Genomic DNA, 12,902 nt, shown 5'->3' with positions numbered 1-12,902 from the left:
GGTATTATCATGAAGGTGAGACCTTCGGTCAAACCGATTTGTGAGAAATGCAAAGTCATTCGCCGCAAAGGCAACGTGATGGTTATCTGTGAGAATCCGAAACATAAGCAAAAACAAGGCTAATTAACAGGAGGTGCTCTAAGCATGGCACGTTTATCTGGTGTTGACCTTCCGCGCGACAAACGCGTGGAAATAGCCCTGACGTACATCTTCGGAATTGGTAAGCCAACTTCCCAGAAGATTCTAGCGTCTACAGGGATCAATCCCAACACTCGCGTTCGCGATCTGACTGAAGATGAGCTTGCTCGTCTTCGTGAAACGATCGACAAAGAACAAAAGGTTGAGGGCGACTTGCGTCGCGAAATTGCACTAAACATCAAAAGGCTGATTGAAATCGGCTGCTATCGAGGCATCCGTCACCGCCGCGGTCTGCCGGTTCGCGGACAACGTTCGAAAACGAACGCACGTACACGCAAAGGTCCGCGTCGTACTGTAGCGAACAAGAAGAAGTAATAAGGGGGGATAACTAACATGGCACAAAAGGGCAAGAAAGTCGTTCGTACGAAACGTCGTGATCGGAAGAACATCGATACTGGTGTTGCACATATCCGTTCTACGTTTAATAATACAATCGTGACGATTACGGATCCGCACGGAAACGCAGTTTCCTGGGCAAGCTCCGGTAACCTTGGTTTCAAAGGCTCCCGTAAGAGCACGCCTTTCGCTGCTCAAATGGCAGCTGAATCCGCAGCTCGCGCTGCAATGGAGCACGGAATGCGTTTGGTTGAAGTCTCTGTTAAAGGTCCTGGCGCTGGCCGCGAAGCAGCAATTCGTTCTTTGCAAGCCGCTGGTTTAGAAGTCAGCATGATCCGCGACGTAACTCCGATCCCGCATAACGGATGCCGTCCTCCGAAGCGCCGCCGCGTATAACATCGTTGCATGTGTGGTATCAAACAAGAACAACTTGAGAATAATGGTTGTAACGGTTAGGCATACTACATGGTTTACCCCATAAACATTTCACCTTTATAAAGGCTGAACCATTTAGTTTGGGTGAACAAACGGCAACGTCAGCGACGTTCTGAAGGAGGTATTGGTATATGATAGTGATCGAAAAGCCAAAAATCGATTCTGTGGAAATTCACGATGACAAGAAATATGGCCGATTCGTAGTAGAGCCGCTGGAACGCGGCTATGGTATGACTCTCGGAAATTCTCTTCGTCGGATCCTGTTGTCGTCCCTACCGGGCGCAGCTGTGGTTTCAGTACAAATCGATGGCGTACTTCATGAATTTTCCACGATTCCAGGTGTAATTGAGGATGTAACACAAATTATCCTCAATCTGAAGCGTTTATCGCTGAAGATTCACTCTGACGAGGAAAAAGTGCTTGAGATCGATGCAGAAGGTGATGGCATCGTAACAGCTGGAGACATTCGTGCCGATAGTGACGTGGAAATCCTTAATCCGGATCTACACATTGCAACTTTGGCATCAGGCGCACGTTTACACATGCGTATTTTTGCCAGAGTCGGTCGTGGATATGTTCCATCCGATCGCAATAAGAAGGAAGATCAACCGATTGGCGTAATTCCAATCGATTCGATCTATACCCCAATTACTCGTGTAAACTATCAAGTCGAGAACACTCGTGTCGGCCAAGTTACTAACTACGACAAGCTTACGCTTGAAGTATGGACCGATGGTAGTATCCGACCTGAAGAAGCGGTTAGCTTGGGCGCGAAAATCCTGACCGATCACCTTTCCTTGTTCGTGGGTCTTACGGACGAGGCTAAAGATACCGAAACGATGAAGGAAAAGGAAGAAGACAAAAAAGAAAAGGTACTCGAGATGACGATCGAGGAGCTTGATCTTTCCGTCCGTTCCTATAACTGCCTTAAACGTGCAGGCATCAATACTGTTCAAGAGCTAATTACGAAAACCGAAGAAGACATGATGAAGGTTCGCAACTTGGGCCGGAAGTCTTTAGAGGAAGTACAAGAGAAGCTTGAAGAGCTTGGATTGGGTCTACGTTTCGAGGAGTAGCATCGTTAATAATTAATGTTACTTGATTTATTGTATTAGTGAAGGAGGGAAAACAAATGGCCTATCAAAAACTGAGTCGTGACTCCAGCTCTCGGAAAGCACTTTTCCGTGACCTTTGCACCGACCTGTTCCTGTACGAGCGCATTCAAACAACTGAAGCGAAAGCTAAAGAAGTACGCTCCATTGCTGAGAGATTGATTACTCTCGCTAAACGCGGCGACCTGCACGCGCGTCGTCAGGTAGCGGCATTCGTGCGTCGTGAGAGCCTTAACGGCGAACAAGACGCCATCCAGAAACTGTTCTCCGAATTAGCTCCGCGTTATGCGGAACGTCCGGGTGGATATACTCGCATCTTGAAATTAGGACCTCGCCGTGGAGATTCAGCTCCAATGGTGTATCTTGAGCTCGTAGATCGCGCGTAAGAACGGAGCGAAGAAGGATGGACCGAATCATGCATTCGGATCATCCTTTTTTTGTCGGAGGGGGTGGGCTTGTGCGTAACATAGGCCTCATCATCAGCTATGACGGTACACAGTATTATGGCTTTCAAAGTCAACCAAGTGGCAATACCATTCAAGATAAGCTGGAAGAGGCTATATATGCTCTGACGAGTGAAGAAATCCATGTCACGGGGTCAGGGCGTACAGATGCGGGTGTCCATGCTAGAGGTCAGGTCGTTAATTTCGAAACGACTTCAAGCATTCCTATAGAACGTTGGATGTTAGCGCTGAATACAAGATTACCTAATGACATTGTCGTGCAAAGTGCGTTTATAGTTCCTGACAAGTTTCATGCTCGTCGAGGGGCTGAAAGCAAAACTTATCGTTACACGATTAATTGTAATCGGAATCCCGACTTATTTCGTCGTCGCTATCAGTTTCATCACCCAACACCTTTAGATATAGAGGGTATGCGCAACGGTCTTGTATACTTACTTGGTGAGCATGACTTCTCATCCTTTACTGCCCCGCAATCGACGAAGTCCAGTCATGTTCGAACGATATTAGAAGCTAAGCTTGAAGTTGAGAAGGATCATCCCGATCATTTCAATATTCCACATGATCATTTTGGTCATAGCTGGGATCAGCTACACTACCCAGGTAAGCAGCGTGGAGTTATCCACTTGTATATTAAAGGTACGGGGTTTCTATATAATATGGTACGGATCATAGCAGGAACCTTGATACAGGTCGGAGAAGGCAAGAGAGTAGCTTCTGATATTGCCTCCATACTTGCAGCGCAGAACAGGGCTCTAGCCGGCCCTACAGCTGTACCGCACGGACTTTCGCTATGGGAAGTGGTGTATCCTTCATTAAGCACAAATAAAATGGACTCAGGACATTTTCAATAAGTTTTTACTTGCATATATGCCCGTTTTCATGTACAATGATATTTGTGCTTTCTTCATGGCTTCCCACGGCCCCAGTGAAGAAATGTCATAATGTGTACCCTGTTTGAAGGGTGGGGTTCTCTCCCGAGTCCCATACCGTGAACAAAGAAATACCTAATATAACAAACAATTAAGACTACAATGAATAATTGTAATCGTCGAACCACATAAAAGTAGGGAAATAACCCGAAGGAGGATGTTTAATGCGTACAACCTTTATGGCTAAGCCTCTTGAAGTAGAGCGCAAATGGCACGTTATCGATGCCGAAGGCAAAACACTTGGTCGTCTTGCTAGTGAAGCTGCTGCTTTGATTCGCGGCAAGCATAAGCCTGAATTCACCCCTCATATTGATACAGGTGATTTCGTTATCGTCATCAATGCAGAGAAAATCGTTCTTACAGGTAAGAAATTGCAACAAAAGAAATACTACACTCACTCTCACTATCCGGGCGGTTTGAAAACGACAACTGCAGCTGAGATGATTAACAAAAAGCCTCACCGTATTATCGAATTAGCGGTATACGGAATGCTTCCTAAGAACAAGCTTGGACATCAGCTTCAAAGCAAGCTTAAAGTATATGCAGGTACAGAACATCCACATCAAGCCCAACAACCTGAAGTTTACGAACTTCGCGGATAATTAAAGGAGGTCTTTCGAATGGCTCAAGTGCAATATTTAGGAACGGGTCGCCGCAAGCACTCCGTAGCGCGAGTTCGTCTCGTGCCGGGTGAAGGCCGAATCGTTATTAACAAGCGTGAAATCAACGATTATTTCGACCTAGAAACACTGAAATTGATCGTTAAACAACCTCTTAACCTTACTGAAACTGTAACCAAATATGATATCCTCATATTGGCTCATGGTGGCGGTACTTCTGGTCAAGCGGGTGCAATCCGTCATGGTATCTCCCGTGCACTTCTTAAAGCAGATCCTGAGCTTCGTCCTGCTCTTAAGAAAGCTGGATTCCTAACTCGTGATCCACGTATGAAAGAACGTAAGAAATACGGCTTGAAAGCGGCTCGTCGCGCTCCTCAATTCTCGAAACGTTAATATTATTATACACAACAAACGATGCCTTTCTCCCATTATAACTGGTGGTGGAAAGGCATTTTTTTGTAATTAATAGCACAAAATCTTGCAGAAGAGTGATTGAAGAAAGCGTTGTATGAGCGTATAATAATAGTAATTCATACTTAGATACTTGGGTATATTGGGGGACAGTCTGATGAATTTAATTGAAAAAGAAAACCTTATTCGCCAAAAAGCGGAGGAATTCGAGAACGCATCGCCAGAGACAGTAATATCATGGGCGATTGAAACCTTCCCAAACATTACATTTGCTTGTAGCTTCGGTGCAGAAGATGTAGTGCTTGTGGACATGATTCAGAAAATTAGTCCATCGACGGATATTTTTTATCTGGATACTGATTTTCATTTCAAGGAAACGTACGAAACACGTGATCGTTTGGCCGAGCATTACAATCTTAAGTTCGTTGAAGTTAAATCAAAAATTACTCCTGAAGAGCAAGCTGCTGAATACGGCGCAGAGCTATGGAAAAGTGATCCAGGTGGCTGCTGTAACCTACGCAAAGTTGAGCCGTTGACTCGAATTCTTTCCCAATATGAAGCATGGATTACTGGTATTCGTCGCGATCAAGCGCCTACCCGTGCCAATGCGAAGAAAGTGGAATATGATACAAAGTTCGGACTTGTGAAATTCAACCCGATTGCTTCTTGGACATCTGAGGATGTATGGGATTATATTCGCAATAATAATATTATCTATAATCCACTTCATGATCGTAATTTTCCAAGCATCGGCTGTGAGCACTGTACGAAAGCGGTAATGCCAGGGGAAGACCCACGCGCAGGCCGTTGGGCAGGGAACGAGAAAACGGAATGTGGATTACACAAGTAAATAATGGAATATAGATATAAGCAAGATACTACACAGAGCCTAGAAGGAGCTACTCAGATCATGAGCGCAATTCAACCGCACGGAGGCAAGCTAATTAATCGAGTGTTAGCTGGGCAAGAACGTGAAGAACTGTTAGTAAAAGCAGCAAGCTTTGTATCCATTCCCGTCAATACTTGGACGATATCCGACTTGGATCTTATCGGAGTTGGGGCGTTCAGCCCTCTTACAGGCTTTATGAATGAAAAGGATTACCTTTCTGTAGTGAACACAATGCGTCTGGCCAATGGCACCATATGGAGTATTCCCATTACGTTAGCTGTTACTAATGATCAAGCTGCCAATCTTTCTGTAGGACAGCAAGCTGCTCTAGTCGGTGACACTGATGGCATTGTTTACGGTGTAATTGATATTGATAGCCTTTATACGGTAGATAAGCAGCATGAGGCAAAACAAATATTTAAGACAAATGATACAGAGCATCCGGGAGTCGTTAAGCTATTAGATCGTCCTGATATTTATGTGGGTGGATCCATTCAGCTCTTAAACCGTCCTAAACCGGAGAAATTTAATGAGTTTTACTTCGACCCTTCGGAAACACGTCGCATATTTGCGGAAAAGGGCTGGAAAACCGTTGTAGGTTTTCAGACTCGGAATCCCGTGCATAGAGCGCATGAATATATACAGAAATCTGCAATGGAAATCGTTGATGCCCTCTTCTTAAATCCACTTGTCGGAGAAACGAAATCAGACGATGTACCAGCAAATGTTCGGATGAAGAGCTACTTGGCATTATTAGAAAATTACTACCCTAAAGATCGCGCATTCCTTGGCGTTTTCCCAGCTGCTATGCGTTATGCTGGTCCTCGTGAAGCGATATTTCATGCATTAGTACGCAAAAATTACGGCTGTTCTCATTTTATTGTAGGTAGAGATCACGCAGGCGTTGGTGATTATTATGGTACCTATGAAGCACAAGATCTTCTTAAATCGTTACCTATAGAAGAGCTTGGCATTACACCGTTATACTTTGAACATAGCTTTTTCTGTACCAAATGTGGAAATATGGCATCAAGTAAAACATGCCCGCACGATAAAGAGCATCATCTGACTCTATCAGGGACGAAAGTACGTGCGTTGCTGCGTGATGGCATTTGTCCTCCACCGGAGTTCTCCCGACCTGAAGTTGCAGAAATTCTGATCGAGGGAATGGCTGAAGCGAGTAAAATATACGCGATATAAAACATATTTATCCACCTTGTCCCATATGATGTAGGGAGCTTTCCCGGGATGAGGTGGATTATATTGTTTAAAAGACGTCGATTAATTATTTGGATGACCCGGCGTGGAATGGTTAGAATGGGTGTTATTGCAAGCTTAGTTTTATTAACAGGCACTGTTTTCTTGAACGAGATTCCTTCATCGAACACTTGGACTCATTGGACATTACCTCTTACAGGCAAAGTAATCGCTTTAGATGCAGGCCATGGAGGCGCTGATGGGGGAGCAGCTAGCAAGGACGGGACTATAGAGAAGGATTTAAACCTCGCTATCGTCCTTTATTTGCGGGATTACCTTCAGCAGGCTGGAGCGGTAGTGCTGCTGACTCGTGAAGGCGATTATGACTTAGCTGCACCTGAAACCAAGAGTTATTCAAAGCGTAAGAGAGAGGACCTTCTACAGAGGGCAGAGCTGGTTAGTAAAGAGAAAGCAAGTTTGGCAATCAGCGTACATATGAACAGCATTCCATCGCCTAAGTGGTCAGGTGCTCAAACGTTTTATACTACTAAGAACGAAGACAGTAAGAGATTGGCAACTGTCGTTCAATCTGAGCTTCGCGATGTATTGGGCAATACACAGAGGATTGCGAAGCAAGCGGATAAAGTCATTTATTTGCTCAAAACATTAGAAATGCCGGCTGCTCTAGTGGAGGTTGGATTTCTGTCACATCCAGAAGAAGCTAGCTTGCTTGCTGACGAGGGTTACCAGAGGAAAGTGGCCGCAGCTATATACAGAGGGATTCTAAGATATACGTCCGGTGAAGTCGAGGAGCCTATGCTATAATAGGTATGATGACATAAATGATGGGGGTCGAATTCATGGTCACCAGGGAAGCTACTATTGAGGCACTGCAGCCTTTGCTAGAGCCTACGATTAAAAAAAGCTTTGTTGATCTTGGTTTAGTGAGAGATGTAATGCTTCGTGAACAATCTGTATCCTTGAGTATCGTGTTGCATCCGGATAGTCAGGGGCAAACGTCTATATTGGAACAAGAGATAACACAGCTGCTATCAACCATTGATGTCGATAATGCTCATGTTCGTTTTCGTATAATGACAGAGCATGAGATTAATGATGTGCTGACTAAGCAACAGCAGTCGGAGCAAGGTAAGGCACCGAAGCCTGCATCTGAGACAGCAGCAGCTCCTATTAAAGGTCATGGTGCTGGTTTGGAGAATCATTCCATCCTGCATCCGGAAAGCGGCGTTGAATTTATTGCGATAGCTAGCGGTAAAGGTGGAGTAGGTAAGTCTACCGTAACGGTCAATTTGGCAGTAGCGTTAGCTAGACAAGGTAAGAGAGTAGGGCTCATAGACAGTGATATCTATGGCTTTAGTGTCCCTGATATGATGGGGATAGAGGAACGTCCTGAGCAAATCGGGGATAAAATTAAGCCAGTAGAACGTTTTGGGGTTAAAGTTATCTCTATGGGGTTTTTCGTAGAGGATAATAACCCGATTGTTTGGCGGGGACCGATGCTCGGTAAAATGCTTAGAAACTTCTTTGCAGAAGTTGAGTGGGGCGAATTAGATTACATACTGTTGGACTTACCACCTGGTACCGGCGACGTTGCGCTTGACGTTCACCAGATGATTCCACAGAGTAAGGAAATTATCGTGACAACACCACACGCAACTGCAGCCTTCGTTGCAGCTCGTGCTGGATCGATGGCGCTTAGAACTAATCATGAGATTATCGGCGTTGTTGAAAATATGTCCTATTTCGAAAGTAAAGAAACAGGGGCGAGGGAATACGTATTTGGCCGTGGTGGTGGTGGTCGTCTAGCGGAAACACTTAATACGGAGCTGTTAGCTCAGTTTCCATTAGGAGCGCCAGATAATCATCCGTTAGAGCCTGATTTCTCTCCTTCCGTATACAAAGCGGATTCAGACATTGGCGCGGAATATTTAATATTTGCCCAAAGAGTCATTGATCGCTGTGGAAAATAGAAAAAGCTGAAAAACGGTTGAACGAGCGCATAGCACTCGTTCAACCGTTTTTTTAACACATTTTAATCACCGGAGTCCTGACTGCTATCACCGCCACCACTATCTTGGCCACCACCACCGCCGCCACCGCTGTCTTTCTTTTCATCCTTTTTGTCAGGAGAAGGCGTTAATTCTTCTTTAACAACGCTTTGGAGCAATTTCATGATCTCAAGCTTGAAGAGTGGATTCTCCATGGATTCAGATACTGAGCTCATTATAAGCTTGCGAACATCAGCTGTTTTCATGGAGTCGGATAAAATTTTGAGCATTTCGGGCGTTTTGAACATATCGACAAGTTCCTTCTGGTAAGCCGGATCCTTCATCAAATCCTTATGGATCTGTTTGTTATCCTTGCTTACTGCTTTCGCGAATTCACCTGCGAACTTTGGATCCTTCATGATTTTTTCTAAAACCTGAGAATATCCCGGAGATGTTAATACATCTTTAACGACTAACCTTACTTGAGCTTGATCTGATGGGGTCAAGCTTTTCATTTGCAATGTACTCTCGCCGTATTGTGCTGTTGACGCTTTTTCCATTGCCTTCTGGGCTTCTTCGGAGCCTAGAATATCGATAACCATTGACTTTACTTCTTTGTAGCTCATTTGACCGCCGCTACTTCCGCTTGATTCTTGTCCGCAGGAAGTAAGCATTAGCGCTATTCCTAATAAGCACCCATACCTTCGCAACCGATAATGCATACCGATCAGCTCCCTTCTGTAGGGTTATGGCTGTAGTATGCTTCGACAACCTTGTGAATATAAGGGGTTGTTCATGGCTTTTTATCTGGATCATGGTAAAATGGATGTTGAAAATACAGAGGAGGTTTATAGCATTGAATTTACGTAAATGGATGAAATTATTCGGGATCACGATATTGATTGGAGCTATTGTTACAGTTGTAGGTAGTGTATGCATACAATTATTCAATCCGGACTTTCGTAATGTCGAGGCAAGCGGATGGGCATCTTACATTCTCATGATGGCATTGATCGGAATGACATTCGGTGCATTTTCACACATGGGCTTTTTCGCTTATATGATGCTTAATTACATTGCTCGCAGCATATTTAAGCGTCCTTACTCGTGGGTAGCTATTCAAGGGATTATTGCTCTATTTGTATTGTTTGAAATCGCATATTGGACTTACGATACGAATTTTCCAACACATATGTTTTGGGCGCTTCCGCTTGCGTTATTAGCTTTATCATTACTTGTTGGTTGGTTGAAAGTCAGTCAGACCTCATCTGGTGCCTTGGTACCTACAATATTTTTCCTAGTATCCATAACCGTAATGGAGTCCGTTCCGGTATTTAAGACTGGGGACTTTTCATCGCTGTTGTACCAGTTGACCCCGCTATTTATTTGTAACGCCTACCAAATTATGCAGTTGCATAAAATACTTGGTAAGCCAGTTGCTGCAGAGCCGTTGGCTGTCGCGGCTAAGTAAAATAAGGTGAAGTAAGCTCATTCCACGCGGAACGATCTTCGATTGTTTTGCCATTTGTTTCCGTTTGGTTAATCATTTGGGACACCGTTATGAAATCATAGCCTTTGGCACGCAGCTCATCAATGATGGCAGGTAATGCTTGATGCGTCTGTTTACAAGAATCGCTTGCATGCAGAAGAATGATGTCACCAGGGTGAGCTTTACTAACCACTTTATTAATAATGGTATCAACGCCAGGGTTTTTCCAGTCTGTAGAGTCAGTATCCCACTGTATAACTTTGTAATTCAGACTTTCAGCAATTCTTAGAACACGCTTGTCGAAATCTCCATTAGGTAAACGAATCAAATTAGGCGATTTTCCTGTTAATTCAGATAGGATGCCATCAGCAGTTGTAATTTGCTTGCGAATTTCTTCGTCGCTGTATTGACTATAATTATCGTGCTTATGACCGTGACTACCAATCTCATATCCGGCATCTGTAATTTTCTTCACGATCTCGGGATGCGTCTTGCTCCAAGGAGAAGATAAGAAGAAGGTTACATTTTGTACGTTCTTAGCCTTAAGAATTTCCAATATAGGCTCTGCTCTTTTCTCCCCCCAGCTAATATCAAAGGTTAAAGCAACAACTTTGCGTTCTGTTGGCACACTGTAAACGGCGGCGGGTGGATGGGGGGCGAAAACACTCAAGTTATCCTTCTCGACCCATATAATAGCTATGGAGAGAATAGCAGCTAATGTGAGGAAAAAAACTCTTCTAATGCGCCGTCCATTTAACACTAAAAAGTAGTTCATAAAAATAATCGGCTCCTTTCCAAAGTGGCCCCGCTATACATACGGGATAGTAGTAATGCTTGTACGATCAGAAAATATAAACTTGTCTTGTTATCAATGTATGCTTGACCCATAGAGTTATTCGTGATTAGAAAGAGTCGTTACAAGTCGGTGTAGATGGAGGAGGTTGAATATGTTTTCTCGCCAAGGGCTGCTGCAAACATGGAATGAAATTCGCCCCTATTTTATTTTCTCCGTTATTTTATTTTTCGCGGCTGTCGTCATTGGAGCAACTCCAAATGCCCCAACGGAGTACCTATCACAACAAATTAAAAGTCTTCAGAGTCTAGCGGACGATATCAATAAAGCAAGCAATCCTGAGTTTAAGGCATTTCTTCTTATAACCGCCAATAACGTATCGAATACACTGCTGGTTATGGTGTTAGGCATTGTTGCAGGCATTATGCCAATTGTTATGCTAATATCGAATGGCTTGGTAATGGGATATTTACTAAGTGAAATAGCGGATAAAGGGCATAATGTGTGGCTTCTTATTGTGAAAGGGATACTGCCTCATGGTATTTTTGAGTTAAGTGCCATATTTCTTGCGTGTGCGTTTGGAATGAGATTTGGAATAACGTTATTCAAGGGCGTATTAGGGTCGTTGTTAGGTAAAACAAAACCGTGGCATCCATTCGTAAGAACAGCAACGGGTTCTGTGCCTGCTCTTATTGTTATTATCGTGTTTCTCGTTATTGCTGCGATTATAGAGAGTACGATTACTTATTGGCTGGTGAATTAATTTTTGCGGAAACCAGTAGCTATGACATAAACCTGGCAAAAAAAGAGCATAACAGTAGAGCGTGCCGATGATTATTGCAACCACAAATAAGATATCAGGCAAACTGATTGTTCATAGGAGGTCATCGCTCTATGCTCGGAATGATGTTTACAGAGAAGGAATGTAAGGAATTCGATTATCTATTGCGTAAAGAGATGGATGAGATGCTGTTAGATATGAGTGATCGTCGTTTGGATGGACCAGTTAAAGAGGCAATATCTAAGCGCTATAAGACGATCTTCCGTATGTATGCTCGCATTGCACCTCCTAGAGAGCTGTCCCATTATGCGATAGGCTTGAAGTCACAACGGTAGTTTTTCAAATTAAATGAACTAATTTCAAATAATAGCTTGACCGACCCCCGTTTAATATGTTAAATTAGCTTTCGCCCCACTAATTGAGGGACGAGCTGATGAAGATTAAAACGAGCAACAACGGTAACCAAAAAATACCTGTTGCAAAGCACTAGTCAGCTGTGGTATATTATAAAAGTCGCCGTTAGCGATAACGGAACAAAATGGTAAGACAAATTGTTCTTTGAAAACTGAACATTGAGCGTAAGAAAACGAACAAATCGTCGGAAGATAACTTCGGTTATCGGAAGACAAACCAGTTGTAAAGATTGAGCCTCAAAGGCTCTTTAATACGAGACTTCGGTCTCACTATTATGGAGAGTTTGATCCTGGCTCAGGACGAACGCTGGCGGCGTGCCTAATACATGCAAGTCGAACGGATCTTGTTTAGGGGCTTGCTCCTGAACTTGGTTAGTGGCGGACGGGTGAGTAACACGTAGGCAACCTGCCCACAAGATCGGGATAACATTCGGAAACGAATGCTAAGACCGGATAAACAATTTGATCGCATGGTCGAATTGGGAAACGCGGAGCAATCTGCGGCTTGTGGATGGGCCTGCGGCGCATTAGCTAGTTGGTGGGGTAATGGCTCACCAAGGCGACGATGCGTAGCCGACCTGAGAGGGTGAACGGCCACACTGGGACTGAGACACGGCCCAGACTCCTACGGGAGGCAGCAGTAGGGAATCTTCCACAATGGGCGAAAGCCTGATGGAGCAACGCCGCGTGAGTGAGGAAGGCTTTCGGGTCGTAAAGCTCTGTTGCCAGGGAAGAATAAGGGTGAGAGTAACTGCTCATCCGATGACGGTACCTGAGAAGAAAGCCCCGGCTAACTACGTGCCAGCAGCCGCGGTAATACGTAGGG

Annotated in this window: 17 protein-coding genes and 1 rRNA gene (1 of these 18 cut by a window edge); 16 read left to right on the top strand and 2 right to left on the bottom strand. The window is 44.2% G+C overall.

From position 1 onward, the window contains the following. The first annotated feature begins 9 nt into the window (after positions 1-9). From rpmJ to KCTCHS21_RS26750, 12 genes are all read left to right on the top strand, one after another. Positions 10-123 (top strand): 50S ribosomal protein L36, encoded by a 114-nt coding sequence (gene rpmJ / locus KCTCHS21_RS26805; RefSeq protein ID WP_003333770.1) that lies wholly within the window; start codon positions 10-12, stop codon positions 121-123. A 21-nt stretch (positions 124-144) separates the two neighbouring features. Further along, on the top strand, positions 145-513 hold the full coding sequence (gene rpsM, locus KCTCHS21_RS26800) for a 30S ribosomal protein S13 (protein WP_130615152.1): 369 nt from the start codon (positions 145-147) through the stop codon (positions 511-513). An 18-nt stretch (positions 514-531) separates the two neighbouring features. Continuing rightward, positions 532-930 (top strand): 30S ribosomal protein S11, encoded by a 399-nt coding sequence (gene rpsK / locus KCTCHS21_RS26795; protein WP_130615150.1) that lies wholly within the window; start codon positions 532-534, stop codon positions 928-930. Positions 931-1,100: 170 nt separating this feature from the next. Next, the gene (locus tag KCTCHS21_RS26790) at positions 1,101-2,045 is read left to right on the top strand and encodes a DNA-directed RNA polymerase subunit alpha (protein WP_130615148.1); all 945 of its coding nucleotides are present in this window, start codon (positions 1,101-1,103) and stop codon (positions 2,043-2,045) included. A gap of 56 nt (positions 2,046-2,101) precedes the next feature. Continuing rightward, positions 2,102-2,467 (top strand): 50S ribosomal protein L17, encoded by a 366-nt coding sequence (gene rplQ, locus KCTCHS21_RS26785; RefSeq protein ID WP_130615146.1) that lies wholly within the window; start codon positions 2,102-2,104, stop codon positions 2,465-2,467. Between the two features lie 71 nt (positions 2,468-2,538). Beyond that, positions 2,539-3,396 carry a tRNA pseudouridine(38-40) synthase TruA gene (gene truA, locus KCTCHS21_RS26780; protein WP_130615144.1) on the top strand — a complete coding sequence of 286 codons (858 nt, stop codon included), beginning with the start codon at positions 2,539-2,541 and terminating at the stop codon, positions 3,394-3,396. Positions 3,397-3,638: 242 nt separating this feature from the next. Beyond that, entirely contained in the window at positions 3,639-4,076 is a 438-nt protein-coding gene (rplM, locus tag KCTCHS21_RS26775) for a 50S ribosomal protein L13 (protein ID WP_130615142.1), read from the top strand. 18 nt (positions 4,077-4,094) lie between these two features. Then, entirely contained in the window at positions 4,095-4,487 is a 393-nt protein-coding gene (gene rpsI, locus KCTCHS21_RS26770) for a 30S ribosomal protein S9 (protein WP_130615140.1), read from the top strand. 175 nt (positions 4,488-4,662) lie between these two features. Continuing rightward, positions 4,663-5,355, top strand: a complete 693-nt coding sequence (locus KCTCHS21_RS26765) for a phosphoadenylyl-sulfate reductase (protein ID WP_130615138.1) — start codon at positions 4,663-4,665, stop codon at positions 5,353-5,355. A gap of 60 nt (positions 5,356-5,415) precedes the next feature. Beyond that, positions 5,416-6,594 carry a sulfate adenylyltransferase gene (gene sat / locus KCTCHS21_RS26760; RefSeq protein ID WP_130615136.1) on the top strand — a complete coding sequence of 393 codons (1,179 nt, stop codon included), beginning with the start codon at positions 5,416-5,418 and terminating at the stop codon, positions 6,592-6,594. A 48-nt stretch (positions 6,595-6,642) separates the two neighbouring features. Further along, complete coding sequence (cwlD, locus tag KCTCHS21_RS26755; protein WP_179952644.1) at positions 6,643-7,416, top strand: N-acetylmuramoyl-L-alanine amidase CwlD; 774 nt, start codon at positions 6,643-6,645, stop codon at positions 7,414-7,416. Positions 7,417-7,451: 35 nt separating this feature from the next. After that, positions 7,452-8,582 carry an Mrp/NBP35 family ATP-binding protein gene (locus KCTCHS21_RS26750; RefSeq protein WP_130615133.1) on the top strand — a complete coding sequence of 377 codons (1,131 nt, stop codon included), beginning with the start codon at positions 7,452-7,454 and terminating at the stop codon, positions 8,580-8,582. 62 nt (positions 8,583-8,644) lie between these two features. Here the strand turns inward: KCTCHS21_RS26750 and gerD are convergent, their stop codons facing one another. After that, positions 8,645-9,322, bottom strand: a complete 678-nt coding sequence (gerD, locus tag KCTCHS21_RS26745) for a spore germination lipoprotein GerD (protein ID WP_130615131.1) — start codon at positions 9,320-9,322, stop codon at positions 8,645-8,647. A gap of 134 nt (positions 9,323-9,456) precedes the next feature. Between gerD and KCTCHS21_RS26740 the strand changes: the two genes are divergently transcribed. Next, complete coding sequence (locus tag KCTCHS21_RS26740; protein WP_157994131.1) at positions 9,457-10,071, top strand: KinB-signaling pathway activation protein; 615 nt, start codon at positions 9,457-9,459, stop codon at positions 10,069-10,071. On the opposite strand, the gene pdaB is transcribed toward KCTCHS21_RS26740, so the two are convergent. After that, complete coding sequence (gene pdaB / locus KCTCHS21_RS26735) at positions 10,064-10,864, bottom strand: polysaccharide deacetylase family sporulation protein PdaB (protein WP_130615127.1); 801 nt, start codon at positions 10,862-10,864, stop codon at positions 10,064-10,066. The genes KCTCHS21_RS26740 and pdaB overlap by 8 nt on opposite strands. A 172-nt stretch (positions 10,865-11,036) precedes the next feature. Between pdaB and KCTCHS21_RS26730 the strand changes: the two genes are divergently transcribed. The 3 genes from KCTCHS21_RS26730 to KCTCHS21_RS26720 form a co-directional block, all read left to right on the top strand. Next, positions 11,037-11,645 carry a stage II sporulation protein M gene (locus KCTCHS21_RS26730; RefSeq protein ID WP_130615125.1) on the top strand — a complete coding sequence of 203 codons (609 nt, stop codon included), beginning with the start codon at positions 11,037-11,039 and terminating at the stop codon, positions 11,643-11,645. A 131-nt stretch (positions 11,646-11,776) separates the two neighbouring features. Then, positions 11,777-11,998 (top strand): hypothetical protein, encoded by a 222-nt coding sequence (locus tag KCTCHS21_RS26725; RefSeq protein ID WP_130615123.1) that lies wholly within the window; start codon positions 11,777-11,779, stop codon positions 11,996-11,998. A 350-nt stretch (positions 11,999-12,348) separates the two neighbouring features. Next, a 16S ribosomal RNA gene (locus tag KCTCHS21_RS26720) occupies positions 12,349-12,902 on the top strand; it runs 1,003 nt beyond the window's last position.

Source organism: Cohnella abietis (assembly GCF_004295585.1).
GTDB lineage: Bacteria > Bacillota > Bacilli > Paenibacillales > Paenibacillaceae > Cohnella > Cohnella abietis.
The sequence above is the reverse complement of the archived record's forward strand: the minus strand, read 5'-3'. Positions and strand labels throughout refer to the sequence as shown.